The organism is Bordetella tumbae (assembly GCF_054780995.1).
Genome location: NZ_BAAGVG010000003.1, coordinates 372,243 through 393,085 on the forward strand (window position 1 = coordinate 372,243; position 20,843 = coordinate 393,085).

Annotated in this window: 18 protein-coding genes; 10 read left to right on the plus strand and 8 right to left on the minus strand. The window is 59.4% G+C overall.

Going from position 1 to position 20,843, the window contains the following annotated elements:
* Window positions 1–44: 44 nt before the first annotated feature.
* A complete protein-coding gene (locus ACYVI2_RS03205; RefSeq protein WP_415819131.1) occupies window positions 45–839 on the minus strand; it encodes an outer membrane protein assembly factor BamD in 795 nt (264 codons plus the stop codon).
* 109 nt (window positions 840–948) lie between these two features.
* Here ACYVI2_RS03205 and ACYVI2_RS03210 point away from each other — a divergent pair, with 109 nt between their 5' ends.
* The 5 genes from ACYVI2_RS03210 (at window position 949) to phaR (ending at window position 6,003) form a co-directional block, all read left to right on the plus strand.
* Window positions 949–1,923: an RluA family pseudouridine synthase gene (locus tag ACYVI2_RS03210; protein WP_415819034.1), complete on the plus strand. Its 975-nt coding sequence runs from the start codon at window positions 949–951 to the stop codon at window positions 1,921–1,923.
* Window positions 1,911–2,693 carry a peptidoglycan editing factor PgeF gene (gene pgeF, locus ACYVI2_RS03215; RefSeq protein WP_415819033.1) on the plus strand — a complete coding sequence of 261 codons (783 nt, stop codon included), beginning with the start codon at window positions 1,911–1,913 and terminating at the stop codon, window positions 2,691–2,693. Before ACYVI2_RS03210 ends, pgeF begins: the two co-directional genes overlap by 13 nt.
* Before the next feature lie 135 nt (window positions 2,694–2,828).
* Window positions 2,829–4,451 carry a class I poly(R)-hydroxyalkanoic acid synthase gene (phaC, locus tag ACYVI2_RS03220; RefSeq protein ID WP_415819032.1) on the plus strand — a complete coding sequence of 541 codons (1,623 nt, stop codon included), beginning with the start codon at window positions 2,829–2,831 and terminating at the stop codon, window positions 4,449–4,451.
* A gap of 153 nt (window positions 4,452–4,604) precedes the next feature.
* On the plus strand, window positions 4,605–5,342 hold the full coding sequence (phbB, locus tag ACYVI2_RS03225; RefSeq protein ID WP_415819031.1) for an acetoacetyl-CoA reductase: 738 nt from the start codon (window positions 4,605–4,607) through the stop codon (window positions 5,340–5,342).
* Between the two features lie 91 nt (window positions 5,343–5,433).
* On the plus strand, window positions 5,434–6,003 hold the full coding sequence (phaR, locus tag ACYVI2_RS03230) for a polyhydroxyalkanoate synthesis repressor PhaR (RefSeq protein ID WP_415819030.1): 570 nt from the start codon (window positions 5,434–5,436) through the stop codon (window positions 6,001–6,003).
* Between the two features lie 50 nt (window positions 6,004–6,053).
* Here the strand turns inward: phaR and ACYVI2_RS03235 are convergent, their stop codons facing one another.
* From ACYVI2_RS03235 to cphA (ACYVI2_RS03255), 5 genes are all read right to left on the minus strand, one after another.
* Window positions 6,054–6,404: a BON domain-containing protein gene (locus tag ACYVI2_RS03235; protein ID WP_415819029.1), complete on the minus strand. Its 351-nt coding sequence runs from the start codon at window positions 6,402–6,404 to the stop codon at window positions 6,054–6,056.
* Between the two features lie 72 nt (window positions 6,405–6,476).
* Entirely contained in the window at window positions 6,477–6,641 is a 165-nt protein-coding gene (locus tag ACYVI2_RS03240) for a DUF1328 domain-containing protein (protein WP_415819028.1), read from the minus strand.
* Window positions 6,642–6,674: 33 nt separating this feature from the next.
* Entirely contained in the window at window positions 6,675–6,875 is a 201-nt protein-coding gene (locus ACYVI2_RS03245) for a CsbD family protein (protein WP_094820351.1), read from the minus strand.
* A gap of 220 nt (window positions 6,876–7,095) precedes the next feature.
* A complete protein-coding gene (gene cphA / locus ACYVI2_RS03250; protein WP_415819027.1) occupies window positions 7,096–9,714 on the minus strand; it encodes a cyanophycin synthetase in 2,619 nt (872 codons plus the stop codon).
* Window positions 9,715–9,744: 30 nt separating this feature from the next.
* Window positions 9,745–12,369 carry a cyanophycin synthetase gene (cphA, locus tag ACYVI2_RS03255; protein WP_415819026.1) on the minus strand — a complete coding sequence of 875 codons (2,625 nt, stop codon included), beginning with the start codon at window positions 12,367–12,369 and terminating at the stop codon, window positions 9,745–9,747.
* A 217-nt stretch (window positions 12,370–12,586) separates the two neighbouring features.
* Here cphA (ACYVI2_RS03255) and ACYVI2_RS03260 point away from each other — a divergent pair, with 217 nt between their 5' ends.
* Window positions 12,587–14,845, plus strand: a complete 2,259-nt coding sequence (locus ACYVI2_RS03260; protein ID WP_415819025.1) for a cyanophycin metabolism-associated ABC transporter — start codon at window positions 12,587–12,589, stop codon at window positions 14,843–14,845.
* Window positions 14,832–15,308, plus strand: coding sequence for a cyanophycin metabolism-associated DUF1854 family protein (locus ACYVI2_RS03265; RefSeq protein WP_415819024.1), 477 nt, complete (start codon window positions 14,832–14,834; stop codon window positions 15,306–15,308). Before ACYVI2_RS03260 ends, ACYVI2_RS03265 begins: the two co-directional genes overlap by 14 nt.
* Here the strand turns inward: ACYVI2_RS03265 and ACYVI2_RS03270 are convergent, their stop codons facing one another.
* Window positions 15,309–16,442, minus strand: coding sequence for a GNAT family N-acetyltransferase (locus tag ACYVI2_RS03270; RefSeq protein ID WP_415819023.1), 1,134 nt, complete (start codon window positions 16,440–16,442; stop codon window positions 15,309–15,311).
* Between the two features lie 107 nt (window positions 16,443–16,549).
* Between ACYVI2_RS03270 and ACYVI2_RS03275 the strand changes: the two genes are divergently transcribed.
* Window positions 16,550–17,368: a ferritin-like domain-containing protein gene (locus tag ACYVI2_RS03275; RefSeq protein WP_415819022.1), complete on the plus strand. Its 819-nt coding sequence runs from the start codon at window positions 16,550–16,552 to the stop codon at window positions 17,366–17,368.
* Here the strand turns inward: ACYVI2_RS03275 and ACYVI2_RS03280 are convergent.
* Window positions 17,365–18,309: a LysR family transcriptional regulator gene (locus tag ACYVI2_RS03280; protein ID WP_415819021.1), complete on the minus strand. Its 945-nt coding sequence runs from the start codon at window positions 18,307–18,309 to the stop codon at window positions 17,365–17,367. The genes ACYVI2_RS03275 and ACYVI2_RS03280 overlap by 4 nt on opposite strands.
* Before the next feature lie 169 nt (window positions 18,310–18,478).
* Here ACYVI2_RS03280 and ACYVI2_RS03285 point away from each other — a divergent pair, with 169 nt between their 5' ends.
* Together ACYVI2_RS03285 and ACYVI2_RS03290 are read left to right on the plus strand one after the other, a co-directional pair.
* Window positions 18,479–19,681, plus strand: coding sequence for a pyridoxal phosphate-dependent aminotransferase (locus tag ACYVI2_RS03285; protein ID WP_415819020.1), 1,203 nt, complete (start codon window positions 18,479–18,481; stop codon window positions 19,679–19,681).
* Window positions 19,682–19,731: 50 nt separating this feature from the next.
* Window positions 19,732–20,712 (plus strand): Bug family tripartite tricarboxylate transporter substrate binding protein, encoded by a 981-nt coding sequence (locus ACYVI2_RS03290; RefSeq protein WP_415819019.1) that lies wholly within the window; start codon window positions 19,732–19,734, stop codon window positions 20,710–20,712.
* The last annotated feature ends 131 nt before the right edge of the window (window positions 20,713–20,843 follow it).

Consider the following 20,843-nt stretch of genomic DNA (forward strand, 5'->3'; position numbering starts at 1 on the left):
GTGCCGCCTCTCGGGCGGCACATTTCATATCGACTACGCGGAGATTATTTCCACGAGAACGGGTTCCACCAGCTCTTGTCGGTCAGCAGCGTTTTTTCGTCCATGGTGCTGTCCGGGTAGTTGGTCTTGAGCACGCGCTGGGCGTCGTTCTGCAGGTCAGTCATGCCGAGCTTGCCATACGAGGCCGACATGATGATCAGGGCTTCCTCGGAGGCCGGGGCGCCCTCAAAATCCGTGATCACGGTCTGGGCACGGTTGGCCGCTGCGATATAGGCGCCACGCTCGTAGTAGTAGCGCGCGACATAGACCTCGTTCATGGCGATGGCATTGACCAGCCATGTCAGGCGCTGTTGGGCGTCAGGCGTGTATTTGCTTTGGGGAAAGCGCTTGATCAGCTCGTTGAAGGCATCGTAAGAGGCCCGCAATCCCTTGGGATCCCGCTCAGCAGGATCCTGGCCCGTCAGGTTGCTCATGAACGCACTGGCAGGGGTGAAATTGATCAGCCCCTTCAGGTAGAGCATGTAATCGGTGCCAGGGTGATTGGGGTACATCTGCTGGAATCGATCAATGGCGGCCAGCGCCTGTTCGTTTTCGCCGTCTTTCCAGTTGACGTAGGCCAAGTCGATCAGGGCTTGCTGAGCGTAGACCCCAAACGGATATCGGCTTTCAATGGCGGTGAGCCGGTCGCGCGCTTCGTTCCAGCCGCCGGAGTCCATTTCGACTTTGGCATCGGCGTACAACTGTTCCGCGCTCCAGCCAGCGGTCTTGTCATACTTGGTATCGGTGCCGCTGCAGCCTGCGACAGTCAGAGCGACGGACAGCGCGATGGCCGCGCGCAGGAGCGAGCCGCGTAGAGCAGGGCGGTTCGAGAGGGCAGCAGTACGGAAAATCACGAGATACGTTTCCTTGGTGTTAGGATGGCACGGCTGAATTATATGATCTTGCTTCATGTCCCATACAGACGCCCTTGCCGATGACAGTGCCAGCTTCGCGGCAGATGACGAACCTCAGTGTATTACTGTGCCGCCCGGCACGCGAGCCGACCGCCTCGACAAGGTACTGGCCGCCTTGTTGGACGGGCATTCCCGCAGCCGTTTGCAGGGATGGATCGAGGCCGGCTGGGTCCAGGTCAACGGCGCTGCAGCCAAGGTACGCCAGGTGGTCGGCCCCGGCGACGTCATCGCCGTCTGGGAGCAGCCTGCCCCGGAAAGCCTGGCGTTTACGCCCGAACCGGTCGAGTTCGGGGTGGTGGACGAAAGCCCCGACTGGATCGTCGTCAACAAACCCGCGGGCCTGGTGACGCACCCTGGCGCCGGTAATTGGCACGGCACGCTGCTCAATGGCCTGCTGCACCGCTACCCCGAACTGACGCGAGTGGCGCGCGCAGGGATCGTGCATCGCCTGGACAAGGATACCTCCGGCTTGATGGTGGTCGCCCGTAACGACTTGGCACAAACTCATCTGGTTCGACAACTTCAGGCGCGCAGCATGGGCCGGGAATATATCGCCCTGGCGCATGGCTGGCTGAAGACTGCGGGTGTCGTCAATCGCGCGATCGGCCGTGATGCGCGCGTGCCTATCCGCATGAGCGTCGAGCGCCCGATTGCTCCGAAACCTGCTGTTACGCATTATTCACCTTTGCGGCACGGCCGCGCCCCGGGGGGCGAGCCGGTGACCGAGGTGGTTTGCCGTCTGGAAACGGGGCGTACGCATCAGATCCGTGTGCACCTGGCCAGCCTGGGCCATCCGCTGTTGGCCGATACCATCTACGGGGGACGCGAGGCTACGGGCGCGACACGGCAGATGTTACATGCCCGCGCCTTGCATTTCGATGATCCGGGCGGCCGCGGCGAAGCCGTCTTTCGTGCCGATCCTCCCGAAGACATGAGACAAGCCCAGGAAGCCACGCAATGGAGCACGTGATTCACGGATTACCTGTTATTACCGGCCCCCAATGGCCGGGCGTTCGCTATTTCTGCACCACGCGAGCCGGGGGCGTAGGGGTCGCTCCGCATGACACCTTGAATCTGGGGCTGCGGGCCGACGATGTGCCGGAAACCGTACAGGAGAATCGCCGCCGCGTGCGTGCAGCGGTCCCTGCCGAACCCTTGTGGCTGCGCCAGGTCCATGGCGCCGAGGTAGTCGATGCCGACAGCCCGGCGGCCGATGCGGGGACAGTAGAGTTTGCCGCTGACGCCAGTGTGACCTCAACCCCCGGGCGGGTGTTGGCCATCATGGTGGCGGACTGTTTGCCCGTATTCATGACGGATCTGGATGGCACCGTGGTAGGCGCCGCCCATGCCGGTTGGCGGGGGCTGGCTGGCGGTGTTCTGGAAAATACTTTGCGGCAACTGCGCACCAAGGCGCCGGCCGCACGCGGCTGGCGAGCGTGGGTCGGGCCCGGTATCGGTCCGGACCATTTCGAAGTCGGAGAGGATGTACGCGAGGCTTTTGCCTCCGGCGGTCCGCAGGCCCTGGCCTGCTTTACACCTCGTGCCGGGCATCCTGGCAAATGGCTGGCAGACCTTCCCGCGCTCGCGCTATTACGGCTGCGACGGGCAGGGGTTGAGGACGTACATGCTTCTGGGTTGTGTACGGTTTCCGATCCCGGGCGTTTTTTCTCGTACCGGCGGGACGGGACGACTGGCCGCATGGCCCTGCTGGCATGGCGTGACAGTTCGTTTTCGGTATAAACCCGAGTTCTTGTATACCCGCATTGACAGCCTCTGGGGCGCCATGCACCATCGGGCTGTCACGCAGGTGATTTAATCTCGCGGGGAGGCAGGTTGATGCTGCATTCCTGCCTTAGACCATAACAAGGTGTCGAAGTGAACGCCCCTATTTCCGCTGCTTGGCCCGTCCCGGTTAGCGTGGCGCCGGACGCGCTGGCAGATATCCAAGCCGACTTTTCGCGAGAGTGGCTGCGTATTTGCGACGAGGCGCAGCGTGGCGTACTGGCGCCACCTGCGGATCGGCGTTTTCGTGGCGCGGCGTGGGCTGCCAGCCGCCAGCATCTGCTGATGGCGCACGCGTATTTGTTGTCGGCACGGGTGCTGTCGCGCATGGTCGATGCCGCGCAGGTGGGCGAGCCGTTGCGCAATCGGCTGCGCTTTTCCATCATGCAATGGGTGGATGCGCTGTCGCCGTCGAATTTCCTGGCCTTCAACCCGGATGCGCAACAGTCGATCATTGACACGGCAGGCCGGGCGTTGAGCGACGGCCTGGCCAATCTGGCCAACGATCTGCGCAAGGGCCGTATCAGCCAGACCGACGACAGCCGGTTCGAGATCGGCCGCAATGTCGCTACGACGCCGGGCCAGGTCGTATTTCAGAACGCGTTGTTCCAGCTGATTCAATACACACCCCAAACGGATACGGTCTACGAGCGTCCATTGGTGATCGTGCCGCCCAATATCAACAAGTTCTATATATTGGATTTGCAGCCGGCCAACTCGTTTGTGCGCTATGCGGTCGCTCAGGGTCACACGGTTTTCATGGTGTCGTGGCGCAATCCGCTGTCGACCGATCAGGATGGCGTCGACCAGGCCACTTGGTCCGAGTATCTGGATAATGGAGTGCTCAAGGCTCTGCAGGTCGCCAGTGACATTTCTGGGCAAGACCAGGTCAACGCACTGGGGTTCTGCGTCGGAGGAACAATGCTGGCATCGGCGTTGGCCCTGGCACAGGCCCGCGGCGAACATCCTGCCGCATCGTTGACGCTGTTGACCACGCTGCTCGACTTTCATGACACCGGCGTACTGCAGGTTTTCGTCGACGAAGCTCATGCCATGCTGCGCGATCAGCAGATCGGCCAGCGCGGCTTGATGGCAGGCCGCGATCTGGCGACGACATTCTCGTTTCTGCGGCCCAACGAGCTCGTGTGGAATTATGTGGTGAGCAATTACCTGAAAGGGCAGACGCCACCTGCGTTCGACTTGTTGTTCTGGAACGGCGACAGCACCAACCTGCCGGGGCCTTTTTTTACCTGGTATTTCCGCAATACCTACCTGGAAAATAATCTCAAGGTGCCCGGACGCGCCCGCGCCGCAGACGTCGCACTGGATCTGACGCGCTTGAAAATGCCGGCCTATTTATACGGCTCGCGCGAGGATCACATTGTGCCGTGGACCTCTGCCTATGCATCGACGCAGTTGCTGCGTGGGCCGCTGCGTTTTGTGCTGGGTGCGTCAGGCCACATCGCTGGTGTCATCAATCCGCCCGAGGCTGGCAAGCGCAGCTACTGGGTCAGCGACGATGCCGCCTTGCCCGGAGATCCTGGCGTATGGTTTTCACAAGCGGCCGAACGTGCAGGCAGTTGGTGGCCCGATTGGTCTCAGTGGTTGGCGGAACGTGCCGGCGTCAAGCGCCGCGCACGTACCAAAGCCGGAAATACCCGCTATGCGCCGATCGAACCGGCGCCAGGCAGTTACGTTAAAGTCCGAGCAGCTTGAGCCGCTCGAGCAGGATTTTTGTATGGACGGACGGGAGTGTTTTGAACCAAGAGTGAGTATGCACAGCAAGCAGTGGTTATCGAATAAGCAATCCGGCAGTATCAGTAGCAGGTAGTACGTTATTGAGGCGCTCAGTGCGCAGGAGGAAGGGATATGAGCGGGAAACTGGCATACGTTACGGGCGGCATGGGCGGCATAGGCACGGCGATCTGCCGCCGATTGGCCAAAGACGGGTTTCGCGTAGTGGCCGGCTGCGGCCCCAGCCGCAACTACCAGCAGTGGCTCGATGAGCAGGCTGCCCAGGGATTTACCTTCCATGCATCGGTCGGCAATGTATCCGACTGGGACTCCACCGTGGCCGCGTTCGAACGTGTGTCCAATGAGCTGGGGCCTGTCGATGTGCTGGTCAACAACGCGGGGATCACTCGCGATGGCTTGTTTCGCAAAATGTCCGCCGATGATTGGCGTGCAGTGATCGATACCAATCTGAACAGCTTGTTCAATGTGACCAAGCAGGTCATCGAAGGCATGGTCGAGCGTCAATGGGGCCGTATCGTCAATATCAGTTCGGTCAATGGGCAGAAAGGGCAGTTCGGCCAAACCAACTACTCAACGGCCAAAGCCGGTATTCACGGCTTTACGATGGCATTGGCTCAAGAAGTCGCCAGCAAAGGCGTAACGGTCAACACGATCTCGCCCGGATATATCGGCACGGATATGGTGCGCGCCATCCGTCCCGATGTGTTGGAGAAAATCGTCGCGACGATTCCCGTGCGTCGTCTGGGAACCCCCGAAGAAATCGCATCGATGACGTCATGGTTGGCTTCAGACGAATCCGGTTTTTCGACGGGCGCTGATTTTTCGCTCAATGGCGGCCTGCACATGGGTTGATGAAAGACGAGCCGGAAAGCATGTGCAGGCTTTCCGGCTTACACTAGGAATACTTCAAAGCTAAAGAGATCGCCCGATCTCGGGGACAACCATGACGCAAGCTCAAACTGGCGCCGGTCAGCGCCTGATTAAAAAGTACCCCAATCGTCGTTTGTACGATACCCAGACGAGTACCTACATCACGCTGGCGGACGTCAAGCAACTGGTGTTGGCCAACGAGGAATTCCAGGTGATCGACGCCAAAAGCGGCGACGACCTGACGCGCAGCATTCTGCTGCAGATCATCCTCGAAGAAGAAAGCGGCGGCATGCCGATGTTTTCCTCGAACATGCTCTCGCAGATCATTCGTTTCTATGGCCACGCCATGCAAGGCATCATGGGTTCGTACCTGGAAAAGAATATCCAGGCATTCATGGAAATTCAGCAACGCATGGCAGAGCAGTCCAAAGGCTTGTACGGTAGCCAATTCGGTCCGGAGGCCTGGGCGCAGTTTATGAATGTGCAGACGCCGATGCTGCAGAACATGATGAACAACTATATTGATCAGAGCAAAAACCTGTTCGTGCAGATGCAGGATCAAATGCAAGACCAGACGCGCGCCATGTTCTCTTCGTTTCCCTTTACGCCGGGCGGCGGTCAGGGCGGCAGCGGTCGGAAATAGTTGGCGTCAGACCAGACGCGGTTCATGTCGTAGTCTGACGCCTCTATCAACTATTTCTTTTCAGCTTTGCTTGGATCGACCTTGATGTCGTTCTGCACTTGCTTGACGCCTTCGACGTCACGGGCCACACGGGCGGCTTGTTCGACTTGGGCTTCGGTGCCCACGGTGCCGCTGAGCATGACGGTTCCATCAGTAGTTTCGACGGAGATGTCCAGCGCGCTGAGTGTCGAGTCGGCGACCAGCGCGCCTTTGACTTTGGTCGTGATGACTGTGTCCGATGCGTACTCACTAACAGATTGTTTGCTGGTATCGCCCTCGGCAGCATGAACTGCCGTACCGACGGCGCCGAACATGGCACCAGCTCCGATGGCCGTGGCAATGATCAGTTTACGCATGTTCATAGAAATGCTCCTTCTACATAGCGATGACGTGGCATCGGGTGGAGGGCGCGGCCGAGCGTGGCCGCGCGCGGTCTATTTCTTTCTAAGTGCACCGCTCAATATGGATAGCACCGCCAAAATCAGAAATACGAAGAACAGAATCTTGGCAATGCCGGCAGCGCCGGCGGCAATACCGCCGAAGCCCAAGACAGCGGCGATGATGGCAATCACGAAGAACACGGCAGCGTAGTACAGCATTTTTAGTTCTCCTCGAAGAGTGCAATTAGCCCATTAGCGATTGGCGTCGAAAAAAGTGCGGACTTCTTTTTCGGCTTCTTCCTTGGTTTTGCCGTAACGTTCCTGGATCAAACCGCTCAGCCGTTCAGCATTGCCTTCGACGCGAGTCAATTCGTCGTCGGTCAGTTCGCCCCAGGCCGCCTTGGCTTTACCGGTCAATTGTTTCCACTTTCCTGCAACGATATCGTTGTTCATAGTGATCCTCCGGGTTGATGAGCGTGTTACCACCCTACGAGCCACCCCGGCGGGCTGTCAAACGATGCTGTTGGTAAATGTAAATAGGGCCGTAGCGATTCCCGCACTGAGATGCGGGAGCGCGACGGCCCCAGGGGCAGTTACTGATTAGTAAAGTTTTATGCGATTTTGACGGAAAGTTGTAACGACATTTCGGCGAATTATGGGCAGAGATAGGGTGCTATTCGCAGCCGGTTGCGACGTTGGTGCAGGCCTGCACGGGATGTTCAGCTGCCGCGATTCTGCGCTGCAGGTGTGCCAGCGCCTCATCGACTTGATCCACCAGCACCAGGCACAAGTCACCCTCTGATAAACGATCCAGCGCAGTATCGATGGCCAGGAATTCACCATGGATTTCCTGCACATGCCGGGTACGGCGCGCGGCGCTCAAGCCCTCGCGCAAGAGCGCCAATACTTCTCCATCGGCCCGCCCACGCTGACATTGATCTTCGTACAGCACGACTTCGTCGAATGCATCGCCCAGGATTTCGGTCTGCAGCCGCAGGTCCTCGTCTCGCCGGTCTCCGGCGCCGCTGATCACTACGCTGCGCCGTTGCGCAGGCATGGCGTCGATCGCCTGCACCAGCGCCTGGATCGCGTCAGGGTTATGACCGTAGTCGGCAATGACCGTCGCGCCCTTGTAGTCGAACACATTAAAGCGGCCGGGTACGGTCGACGCATCACTCACAAATGTCGCAAGCCCCGACCGGATAACCGCCCAATCAATGCCGAGAGACCATGCGGCGGCCATTGCCGCCATGGCGTTATCTACCTGAAACCCGATGCTGCCGTTGCGCGTCAACGGAATATCACTGAGCGCAATTGTGATTTCGCTGTCCTTTTGCGCAGCGACAATGAGGGGGCCATCACGGTAAACCACGCGGTGCCCTTGAGCGCGATGCGTACCGATCAACGGATGCGTCGGATCATTGGAAAAGTACACCACCGTTCCGGGACATGCGATCGCCATGTTGGCGACGGCAGGATCGGTGGCATTCAGTACTGCAGCGCCGCCCGCATGCACGTATTGCACAATCACGCGTTTGACGACCGCCAGGTCCTCTACCGTACTGATATAGCCCAGCCCGAGATGATCGCCCATGCCCAGATTGGTCACGATGGCGACATCACAACGATCAAAGGCCAGGCCCTCACGCAAAATGCCGCCACGTGCGGTTTCGAATACGGCCGCATCGACATCGGGGTGCGCGAGAATGCGGCGCGCGCTGCGAGGGCCGCTGCAGTCGCCCGTATCGATGCAGCGCGAGCCCACATAGACCCCATCGGAATTCGTCATGCCGACGCGATGTCCCGCGCTGGCGAGCAAGTGCGCAGTCAATCGTACCGTCGTTGTCTTGCCGTTGGTGCCGGCCACTGCCACGATGGGGATGCGGCCGTTATCGCCGTCGGCGAACATGCTGGAAATAATCGCCTCACCGACAGCACGGCCTTTGCCGAACGAGGGATTCAAATGCATGCGCAAACCCGGCGCAGCATTGACCTCGACGACACCACCATGCTGTTCCTCAAGGGGCTGGTGCACCGTCTCCGCCACCACATCCACGCCGCAAATATCCAGCCCTATCATGCGCGCTGCCGTCACAGCACGGGCCGCCAACTCCGGATGGACCTCGTCGGTCATGTCCGTCGCTGATCCTCCCGTGCTGAGATTGGCGTTATTGCGCAAGGTGATCAAAGTCCCGGCCGCAGGGATAGCATCGGCGTCATAGCCCTGATTTTGCAGGGTGGCCAACGCAATGTCGTCAAAACGGATTTTCGTCAAAGACGTCGCATGGCCATCGCCGCGCAGGGGATCGGCGTTCACCTGTTCGACGAGCTGGCGGATAGTGTGGCGTCCGTCGCCGGTCACTCGAGGGGGATCACGGCGCGCTGCGGCGACCAGACTATCTCCCACGACCAACAGCCGGAAATCGTGGCCGGGGATGTAGCGTTCAACAATGATTTCGTCGCTGATCCCGGCGGCGACCTCATACGCGGCAATGACCTGTTCGCGGCTCTCGATATTGACAGCAACGCCGCGGCCTTGGCTGCCGTCCCGAGGCTTGACGACGACAGGGCCGCCAAGCTCCTGTGCTGCTTGCCATGCGGATTCGGCGTCTGACACAGAACGCCCTCTGGGAACGGGGACGCCCGCTGCATGCAGCAGCATTTTGGTCAGGTCTTTGTCCTGCGCGATGGATTCCGCGATCGCGCTGGTCGCATCCGTCTCAGCGGCCTGAATACGGCGTTGCCGGCTGCCCCAGCCGAATTGCACCATACTGCCTTGCGTCAACCGCCGAAAGGGAATATTGCGCGCCAGCGCTGCATTGACAATAGAGCCCGTGCTGGGCCCCAGGCGCACGTCTTCGTCCATCTCATGCAACTCGGCCAGGACCGCCGGCACATCAAAGGGCGAGCCCGCCAGTACCGCCTGCAGCAGTTGCGTGGCCGCCTCCATGGCGCGCCGCCCCACGTCTTCTTCGCTGTATTCGACGACGACCTGGAATACGCCGGGCTCAATGGTGGCTGCTGTACGCCCGAACGTTACCGGGCAGCCAGCATGGGCCTGCAGCGCCAATGCGGTGTCCTGCAAAACGTGAGCGATCGAGAGGGCGCCCTGATGGCCGTCAGGACGCAGCCGGCCAATCTGCGGAAATCGAGCCCGTAGCTCGGCCTCGAAATTGGGTAGATATTCATCGATGGCGCACTCGGCATCGTCGCAGGTGACGATGGCTTCGATAGCGGTATTGCGGCTCCACAAATTGGGGCCGCGCAGGGCGCGAATACGGGAGACTTCCATAGTCTAGAGTCCTGTGCGAGGCGTTGTTATTTATTGTTGAATCCAGTGACGCACGCGATCGATGGTGGGACCGGAATAGCGCTCGTCAGATTGCAGGAGGACAAAGTCGCCTGACTGAATAGCATTCAGCACCTGATCAATGGCACGAGCATGATCCGGTTCTTCTTCGATCCTGATCGTTTTAGAGAATTCCAATGCGGCTTGCGCCAGTCCCCGGCGCAATAGCGCACGCGCCTCGCCAGCCGGCCGGCGGCTATTCACAGTGGCGTCGTCATACAGCACCACGTGATCAAACGCCTGGGCGAGCAATCGCCCCTGTTCGACGAGGTCGGCATCGCGCCGATCTGCTCCCGCGGCATAGACCGCGCAACGCCGCTCAGCGGGAAAATTCTCCACGGCATCGAGCAATGCTTGCAGCCCCGACGCGTTGTGAGCGTCATCCACCACCACCGTGACACCCCTGCGTTCAAACAACGTGAATTGCCACGGCGCATCAGCCTGGTCGACGTCAAAAGCCTCGATACCCGCGCGGATGATGGACTCCGGGATGCCCAACGCCCAGGCAGTTCCTGCCGCTGCCAGAACGTTTTCGATCTGAAAGCCAACGCGGCCGCCATGCGTGAGCGGGATGTCGGCCACGCGGGCCAGCAAGGTTTCATCGCGGCCCGTGGCGAGCACGATGTTGCCGTCCCGCACGAAAACCGCGCGGTGGCCCAGCTCGAGATGCGCGCGCAGCACCGCCAGATTGGCATCCGGGCTGAAATACAGCACCTCGCCGTCACATAGCGGAGCCATTTCCGCGACCAGCGGATCTCGTGCATTCAGGACGGCAGTGCCCGTGGGAAGCACAACGTCGACTTGCGTGCGAAACACATTGGCCAGACGCTCGGTGTCCTGAATGTCAAAATCGCCCAGATGATCGCCCTGGCCTATGTTGGTCACCACGCCTACCTGGCATCGATCGTAAGCCAGCCCTTGACCGAGTATCACCGCGCTGTCGTTCTCGATCACGGCGGCTTCGGTACGACGATTCATCAGCAGCCGCCGAGCGCTTTCCCAATTTGCGCAGTCGCCGGTTTGCACGTGCTGGGGACCAACATAAAGTCCTTCGCTGCACGCCAAACCCGTTTGCCGGCCGGACAAGGACAGCAGGCGAGCTACCAATCGCGCCACCACGGTTTTGCCGTTGGTGCCTGTGATGCCGACAACAGGAATACGGCCGTCGTCATTCTCTGGGAACAAGTGGTCAACAATAGCTCGGCCGACCGGGCGTGGCGTCCCGTCGGCAGGCCTCAGGTGCATGAGCAGGCCGGGGCCGGCGTTGACTTCGACGATGGCGCCGCGTTGTTCCTCCAGGGGCTTTGAGATGTCTTCGGCGACCAGATCCACGCCAGCAATATCCAACCCGACGATCTTGCTGGCCAGCACCACGGTGTGGGCCGTATCGGGATGTACGCGGTCGGTGACATCGAAGGCCACATTGCCGCTGCGCTGGATCAGGACGCGCCTGCCGTGCTCGGCAATGCTGTCGGCCGACAGAGATTGCCGCGTCAGTTCCAGGCGGGCGGCGGAATCCAGCCGTACCTTGTTCAGAGGGTGGTTTTCCGTGCGGCCGCGCCGGGGGTCCGTATTGAGTTGCAGCTCGACCAGTTCGTCGACGGAGTGCTGGCCATCGCCGGTCACCCAGGCCGGTTCGCCCGCGGCGGCGGCAACCAGGCGGTCTCCTACGACCAGCAGGCGGTGCTCATTACCCTGCACAAAACGCTCCACGATGACGCCGCTGCCTTCGTCTACGGCGACAGCGTAGGCGGATAAGACCTCGGCTTCGGTGGTCAGGTTGGTGAAAACTCCCCGGCCATGGTTGCCGTCGCAGGGTTTGACTACCACGGGCAGGCCGATATCCTGGGCGGCTTCCCAAGCGGCTTCGGGGGTGTCGACCTCACGGCCTTCGGGCACGGGTACACCGCACTCGGACAGTAAGGATTTGGTCAGGTTCTTGTCGCGCGAGATGCCTTCTGCGATCGCGCTGGTGCGGTCAGTCTCGGCTGTCCAGATGCGTCGCTGGCGGTTGCCGTAGCCGAACTGGACCAGATTGCCTTCGAATAACCTTATGCAAGGAATATCGCGATCGTCGGCGGCGTCGACAATACAGGCGGTGCTGGGGCCCAGGCAGTGCGTATCGACCAGATCATGCAACCGCGCTACCGCGCGATCAACGTCAAAATCATGGTCTTTGATGGCAGCCAATACCAGGGCTCTCGCCTCGTCCAGGGCCGCACGCGTGACGTGTTCCTGCCAGGCTCGCACCACGACTTTATAGACACCGCGCCGCGAGGTCTCCCGCGCCTTGCCAAAGCCACCCGGCAGACCGGCCAGCGTTTGCAGCTCCAGCGTTACGTGTTCCAGGATATGGCCCGTCCAGGTGCCTTCGCGCAGGCGCTGCAAAAAACCGCCCCGTACGCCAGGGCTGCATCGATGCTCGATCAGGCCTGGCAGCCAGGATGAGAGCCGTTCGTAAAACCCAGGAATCAGGTTCGACGGATAGTCCTCCAGGGCGCCAATGTCCACCCAGGCTTCAAGAACCGGGCGGTAAGTCCAAATGTTCGGGCCGCGCAAAGCCACGACATCGAGAAATTCAATGTCTTTATCGTTCATGGTCGAGGAGGGGGGAGGAGCGTCGGCGGACAGGGGGCCCCACAATGTGGCGGGGATGTCGTGCAGAATGCGAAGCCGAAGCCTGGGCTGGGATGATTCCTAGTAGTGGAAATTGATAAATCCGGCTGCTACTATACGCCGCCTTTTTACGCCGATAAACTCGTGCTGTTGTAAGGAAGGGACAGGCCGCCTTCCCGGCCTCGCCGGACCCCCATTCATGAAAAACAAGCCGCCTTTTTTGGGCATTTCCGGGCAGCCTCACGCTGCCCTGTACGACGCAATGCGGTCCCGCCTTGCGCCCGGCGAAGCCATTCTGGCCTGCTTGGAAACCGATCTGGACACTCGCCTGCGTTTCCGGCCTGGCCTGGTTGTATTGACCAATCAACGATTGCTGGCGAAATCCCCCGACCATGAGCAGTGGCGCGAATGGGGGCTGACGTCGACGTTGCGGTTGAGCTTGCATGATCATGCGGGTGCTGCGGTCTTGTCGCTGAATGAGGGCGATGTGGGGCTAGGGGTTTGGTGCTTTACGTTGGCAAATAATTCCGCAGCGTTGCGTTTACTTGCAAAGTTCGAGGCGCGGCAGCACAGCACGGTACTTGACGACAAACCGCGCTGTTCAGGCTGTGGTCAGCCGCTGTCAGCGGAGGATGCCGAGTGCCAGACCTGTGAGCAGGCGATCGAGCCGCCCACGTCGACGTGGGCGCTATTGCGCTTGTGGCGTTTTGCGAGGCCTTATCGTGCAGCCTTGATCGTTGGATTCATATTGACCTTGCTGGCGACGGCCGCCACGCTGGTGCCGCCTTATCTGACGATGCCCTTGATGGATGATGTGCTCATTCCATTTCAGAACGGCACGCCGATCGATCATGGTTTGGTGCGCTGGTATCTGGGCGGCTTGTTGCTGTCGGCATTATTGGCGTGGGGCTTGGGATGGGCGCGCACGTACATCCTGGCCTGGGTGAGCGAGCGCATCGGCGCCGATCTGCGCACCACGACCTACGAGCATTTGCAGCAACTCTCGTTGCAGTATTTTGGCGGCAAGCGCACCGGCGATCTGATGTCCCGCATCGGCAGCGAGACCGATCGCATCTGCGTTTTCCTGTCTTTGCATCTGCTGGATTTCGCGACCGATGTGTTGATGATCGCCATGACGGCAGCCATCCTGGTGTCGATCAATCCCTGGTTGGCGCTCGTCACGCTCGCACCGTTGCCCTTTATCGTCTGGATGATTCACGCAGTGCGTGATCGGCTGCGCCATGGTTTCGAGAAAGTCGATCGCATCTGGGCCGAGATCACGAACGTATTGGCCGATACGATTCCCGGTATTCGCGTGGTCAAGGCCTTTGCCCAGGAAAAGCGCGAGGTTCAGCGTTTCCGGCTGGCGAATAACCGCAACCTCGAGGTCAACGATCGCGTCAATAGCTTGTGGTCGCTGTTCTCGCCCACCGTCACGCTATTGACGGAAATCGGCTTGCTCATCGTATGGGTGTTCGGTATTTGGCAAGTCGCCAACAAACAGATTACGGTAGGGGTGCTGGCAGCATTCCTGGCCTATATCGGCCGTTTCTATACGCGGCTCGATTCGATGAGCCGCATCGTGTCCGTCACGCAAAAGGCGGCTGCAGGCGCCAAACGGATCTTCGATATTCTCGACCATGTATCCAGTGTTCCCGAGCCTGCCGTCCCTGCACGGCTGGAGCGAGTGGATGGTCGTATCGAGCTGCGAAACGTGGCGTTCCGCTACGGCAATCGCTCGGTGATTCGAGGGCTGAATCTGAGTATCGAGCCCGGAGAAATGATCGGGCTGGTAGGCCACAGCGGGTCAGGGAAAAGCACTTTGATCAACCTGATCTGCCGCTTTTACGACGTGTCCGAGGGCGCCATCCTCGTGGGTGATACCGACATTCGTTTGCTGCGCATTGCGGATTATCGGCGCAACATCGGTCTCGTATTGCAAGAGCCGTTTTTGTTCTTTGGTTCCATCGCGGAAAACATTGCCTACGGTAAACCGGAAGCGACACGCGACGAGATCGTGGCGGCGGCGCGTGCGGCGCATGCACATGATTTCATCTTGCGCCTGCCGCATGGTTATGACTCGTTGGTCGGCGAGCGAGGCCAAGCGCTGTCGGGTGGCGAGCGTCAACGCATTTCCATCGCGCGGGCGTTGTTGATCGATCCTCGCGTACTGATCCTGGACGAAGCCACTTCATCGGTCGATACGACGACAGAAAAAGAAATCCAGAAAGCCTTGGACAATCTGGTTCGTGGACGGACGACGATCGCCATCGCACACCGTCTCAGTACCTTGCGCCGTGCGGATCGTCTGGTGGTGCTGGATCACGGCAGCGTCATCGAGCAGGGCGGGCACGAAGAACTCATGGCTCGACAGGGGGCGTACTACCGGCTGTATCAGGCCCAGGCTCGCACCAACGAAAATGATCTGCCCTCGGAGGACGACGATGCACAATACTAAGCCGGCGTTTTCCTTGCGTCTCAATGTCTCGGGCCGCTGGGTATACGTATCATCCGATGGTCAGGCACACGAGGACGTTCAAGTCGTGCGGGCGTTTCCGATCAGCGATCCGCTGCATGGCATCTCGATTGTGAGTGCGGACGGATACGAGCTGCTGTGGCTGGACACGCTGGACGACTTGCCTCGCGAAACGCAGCAGCAGGTAAATGATGCTTTGGCCAGCCGCGAATTCATGCCGGAAATTCTGCGCATTAACGCGGTGTCCACCTACGCCACGCCCTCTGTATGGGACGTTCAGACAGATAGGGGAGACACGTCGTTCACGCTAAAAGGCGAGGAAGACATCCGCCGCCTGGTTGGCCAGACCTTGTTGATCGACGATAGCCATGGCATTCATTATCTGATCCGCGATGTTGCCGCGCTGGACAAACACAGCCGGCGCTTGCTCGATCACTTTCTGTAATCAGGGTACGCGCCGAAAGGGTGTGTGGGCTTCCAGTTCGCCCAGATACCCGTCTACAGCCTGTGTCTCGCGTTCCAGAAAGTCCTCGATTGCTGCGGCGAATCTGGCATCAGCAATCCAATGCGCCGACCACGTAGGCGTGGGCAGCAGGCCCCGCGCCATCTTATGCTCGCCTTGCGCGCCACCCTCGAAACTGGCCAGTCCATGTTGGATACAGTAGTCGATCGACTGTAAATAGCAGGTCTCGAAATGCAGGCCCGAGACAAATTCCAGCGATCCCCAATAACGCCCATACAGCGTGTCGCCGCCCCGCATGTTCAAGGCTGCGGCGATGGGTTGTCCGTCTCGTACTGCCACAATCAATACCAGGGTGTCGGGGATCTCGCGATGCAGGCGTTCAAAAAATTCTGCGCTCAGATAGGGTGCATTGCCGTGCGCAAAATAGGTCTGCTCATAGCAGCGATAGAAAAAATCCAGGGACTGCGCATCGATTTGCGTGCCGTGCAGCCAGCGATACTCGACGCCTGCCTCAAGGACCTTTTTGCGATCCTGGCGGATTTTTTTTCGTTTGTCGTGATTCAACGCCGCCAGAAAATCATCCAGATGCGCATATCCCGCATTGCGCCAATGAAACTGCACCCCTTCGCGCACCATATAGCCGGCCTCGCGCAGCGCGAGCAAATCGTCTTCGTCAGGGAAAAGCATGTGCAGCGAAGAGACCTTCAATCCCTGTGCCAATTCAATCAAGCCCTGCGCCAAGGTCAGACGGTCTTCTTGCGTGCCGGCCAATAGCCTCGATCCTCCGACCGGTGTAAACGGAATTGAACTCAACAGTTTTGGGTAATAGCGCAAACCATGCCGCTCAAAGGCATCCGCCCAGGCGTAATCAAAAACGTATTCGCCGCGTGAGTGGGATTTCAAATAGAGTGGTACGCCACCGACTAGACGCTCGTCGCGGCGTAGTACCAAGTAGTACGGTGCCCAGCCCGTATCGGGGCACGCGCAGCCTGTCTCATGTAGTGCCGACAAAAACTCGTGGCGCACAAATGGCTGATTGCCCGCCAACGCGTTCCATTCGGACGGGTCTATTTGGGATAACGAGGTGGCGATGCCGAGGCGAGCGGGAGAGGTCATGGCGTAATGATAAAGTCTGGCCGACGAGTTGCCGCAATCCGTGATACCGGCATTGTGGTTACTATGGAGCACACCCATCGCACGGTGATGATTTTCTCTCTTTTTGTATGACCGATACTGTGATTTCCGCCATGATTCGCCCCGATCTGCGTAGCCAGGCACTGTCAGCCTTGGCTGCGAGAGCCTGGCCGGACAAATTGGCTGCTGTCCGAGCTATTTGCGACGATGCCGTGCTTAGTACCGACCTGGTGTTGGACGAGCCTGTCAATTTACCCGGACGCCCTGACGCGCCCGAGCTCGTACCGCCTCAACAGGTCAAACAGCGCTCTGTGCAATCCCGTGAGGGCCGCGCCGTGTTGTTGCATGCGCTCGCGCATATTGAGTTCAATGCGGTGAACCTGGCGCTGGATGCCGTGTGGCGGTACCCGGGCATGCCCGAAGGTTTCTACCGCGACTGGCTGCGGGTGGCGCGTGAGGAGGCCTATCATTTCGACCTGCTCAATACCCATCTAGGCACCTTGGGTCACGTTTATGGCGACTTTCCTGCGCACAACGGGCTATGGGAAATGGCGGAAAAAACCCGCGATGATCTGCTGGCCCGCCTGGCGCTCGTGCCGCGCACCCTCGAGGCCCGCGGCCTGGATGCGTCGCCGCTCATTCGTGACAAGCTGATCAGCGCCGGGGACAAGGACGGCGGCGCTATCCTGGACATCATCCTGCGTGACGAGATCGGGCACGTGGCGATTGGGAATCAATGGTTTCGTTATCTTTGCGATCAGCAGGGGCTGGATCCTGTGGCTTGCTATGCTGAGTTGGCGCAGCGTTATAGCGCCCCAAAGCTGCGCGGACCGTTCAATCTCGAGGCGCGCCGGTTGGCGGGGTTCGACGAGGCAGAGCTGGCAGCGCTGCAGGGGACTGTCCGTTAACGCAGCGGAATCGTGGGATTCAGGTCATTATCCGCGCTGGGGTATTCCGGCCTGCACGAAAAATCGCATAGCTCGATAGCCTTGTTGACGACCAGATCGACGGCGGGGCTGCGGCTGTCCTCGTGGCACACGGCGCTGTAGATGGTCTCGGGCGGCATGGGATTGCTGCGTACGATTTTCAGCACACCGCTATCGATATCCTGCCTCACATAATCGAGCGGCATCTGGCTGATGCCCAGGCCACAGGCCACCATTTCACGCCGCACCACCAGGCTGTTGGTCGTGAATACCGGGCCAAATACAAAACCGTTTTCCGCTCTCCACGCCGCGTAAAAACGATTCTTTGCAGAGTCTTCGACTTGTTCCAGCACGGGATAGTTGGCGAATTCCGCAGGTTGCAGCGGACGGTTGGGGATGGACACATGCGCACCTGCCATCCAATAGTCCTGAGTCTGGCCGACGCGTACGGTGGTATAGCCGTTTTTCCAGTAGGTCCCGGCCATGATGGCCAGATCCAGCCGCCCCGACTCCACCTTGCGAAATAGGGTGACCCCAGACTCCACGAGCGGCTCCAGCCGCAGCTCAGGGTGGCTGATATGCAATTGTTGAATCAGGCGGCTGAACCATGTCAGCGCGATCAGCTCTGTGACGCCGATGCGTAATACGCCCTTGATGGTCTGCTCGGTGCCGGCCAAGTCTTCGATTTGCGTACGCAGCTGTATGGATTGGGTGGCGAGCGGCAATAAGCGATGGCCCAGGCTGGTCAGCGCCAATCCTGCCGGCCTGCGGTGCAGGACCAGGCCGTCCAACATGGTTTCGAGTTCGCTCACGCGCTTGGAGATCGCGGACTGCGTCGTATGCAATCGAGCGGCCGCAGCATTGAAACTGCCCAGCTTGATACTGAAATAAAACGCTTCGAGCTGCTTGAATGTGGGATTCATAGGTTTGAGAGGGTGGGTCGGCCGCAAAACAATCAGAACGAATTTCACGCAAGTGATTGTCAGCCAAGGCAGGAAAAAAAGGAATAGCCCGGACTGCCGATTATTCGTTACGCCGTTGGCGAGGACCTGCCACATACTTTTGTCTTTTCCATGACAACGGTCCGCAAGCATGATTGCCATATCTTCCCGTCTGCAACGCATCAAGCCTTCCCCGAGTTCGATGGCTGGCGCACGTGCCCGAGAATTGCGGGCTCAAGGGCGCGATATTGTTGGCCTGACGGCGGGTGAGCCGGATTTTGATACGCCCGAACACATCAAGGAAGCCGCCTGGCAAGCCATGCAGCAAGGCAAAACCCGCTATACCGATGTAGGCGGCACGCCAGAGTTGCGCGAGGCCATTCGGCAAAAATTGTTGCGTGAGAACGGGCTGGATTACGCCGTTAACGAAATCGTGGCGGGCACGGGCGCCAAGCAAATCGTGTTCAACGCGCTGATGAGCACGCTGGAGCCAGGCGACGAGGTGATCATTCCGGCACCGTACTGGGTGTCGTATCCCGACATCACGTTGCTGGCCGATGGCAAACCGGTTTTCGTCACGGGCAAGTCCGAGCAGGGATTCAAGCTGCAACCCGAGGATCTCGAGCGCGCCATCACAGCACGCACACGTTGGTTGCTGTTGAATTCGCCCAATAATCCCAGCGGCGCGACGTATACCCGCGACGAGCTGGTGGCATTGGGTGAGGTATTGAAGCGCCATCCCCAAGTATGGGTGATGACCGACGATATTTATGAGCACTTGCTTTACGACGGCCGCGAATTTTGCACGATGGCTCAAGTCGTACCCGAACTAAGGGATCGTACGCTGACCATCAACGGCGTCTCGAAATCCTATGCCATGACGGGCTGGCGTATCGGCTATGGGGCCGCGCCTATCGAGTTGTGTAAAGCCATGGTCAAGCTGCAATCGCAGAGCACGTCCAACCCCAACGCCATTGCACAGGCCGCTACTGTTGCCGCGTTGAATGGGCCGCAGGACTTCATTGCGACCAGCCGCCGCAGTTTTCAGGCACGGCGGGACCTGGTGGTTCAGGCGCTGAACGAGATCGATGGTATCCAGGCCTATCGGCCCGAGGGCGCTTTTTATATTTTCGCCGCTTGCGATGCCTTGTTCGGCCTGAAAACGCCGGACGGGCGTGTGATCAACAACAGCGATGAGTGGGTGATGCATTTGCTCGATACAGAGAACCTGGCCGTGCTGCAGGGAAGTGCTTATGGAATTCCCAGCCACTTCCGTCTGTCTTTCGCGGCCAGCGACGCGCAGTTGCTGGAAGGGTGTCGACGTATTGCGCGCGCTCGCGCAGTGCTTTCTTGACGGTGGGCGTTTTGCGTCCACATCCACATGTTTGGCTACAAGGGGAATCAATGAAAACCAAACGCAGCATGTTACTGATCAAGACGATCGGTGCGGCACTATCGATGATGGCGGCCAGCGCTCTTGCGGCCGAGTTTCCAACTCAGCCTATTCATATTCTGGTCGGTTTTTCGCCCGGCGGATCGAACGATCTGATTGCGCGTTTGATTGCGCCGGAGTTGAGTAAAGAACTGGGCCAGCAAGTCGTGATTGAAAACAAGCCAGGGGCCAACGGCAATATCGCTGCCGATGCGTTGCTCAAGGCCGAGCCGGATGGGCATACCCTACTGGTTTGCACAACGGGTTTCATGTCGGTGCAGCCGTTTCTATATCCCAGCCTGCGGATCAAGCCCGCAACCGACATTGTGCCCGTGACCTTGGTTGGGATGACGCCTTATTTGGCGTTGGTCAATGCCAAGGTGCCTGTGAAAACCATGCAGGAGTTCATCGACTATGCGAAGCAGAATCCGGGCAAACTGAGTTTCGCGTCTTCGGGAGTCGGCGCGGCTGGCCACCTGGTAGGCGAGGCCATGCAGCATTTGGCAGATGTGAAAATGCTGCACATCCCGTACAAGGGCACCGGTCAGGCGTTGAGCGATCTGGTGTCGGGCGAAGTCCAGGTCATCTTCGACCAACCCATCAGCTCGTACCAGTATGTGCAAAGCGGCCAGTTGCGTGCCTTGGCGGCCGTGAACCCGAAACGGTTGACGGCGTTTCCGGATATTCCATCTGTGTCGGAGGTCGGCCTGCCCAAATTGGATCTGGTGCCATGGACAGGGCTTTGCGCGGCAAAGGGCACGCCTGCCGAGGTGCTGGACAAGGTGCAACGGGCGGTCAGCAACGTGCTGGCAAAACCAGAAATCGCGAAGCGTCTGAGCAATGACGGGGTTGAGGTAGTAGGTAATACACCGGCAGAGTTTGCTACCTTTTTGCAACAGGATCGTGAGCGTTGGCATCGGGCGGTAGAGAGCGCGGGTATTCCTCCGACTTGATCGATAGGCATCGGCAGGCGGCCCGATATGGTCTGTCAACTATTGGGCCGCTGTTACGGTGAAAAGGGGGGAGGGCAGATCGAGCGTGTCAGGCCGGTTACAGCGCGATACTATGGCGTCACCTCGCCAGT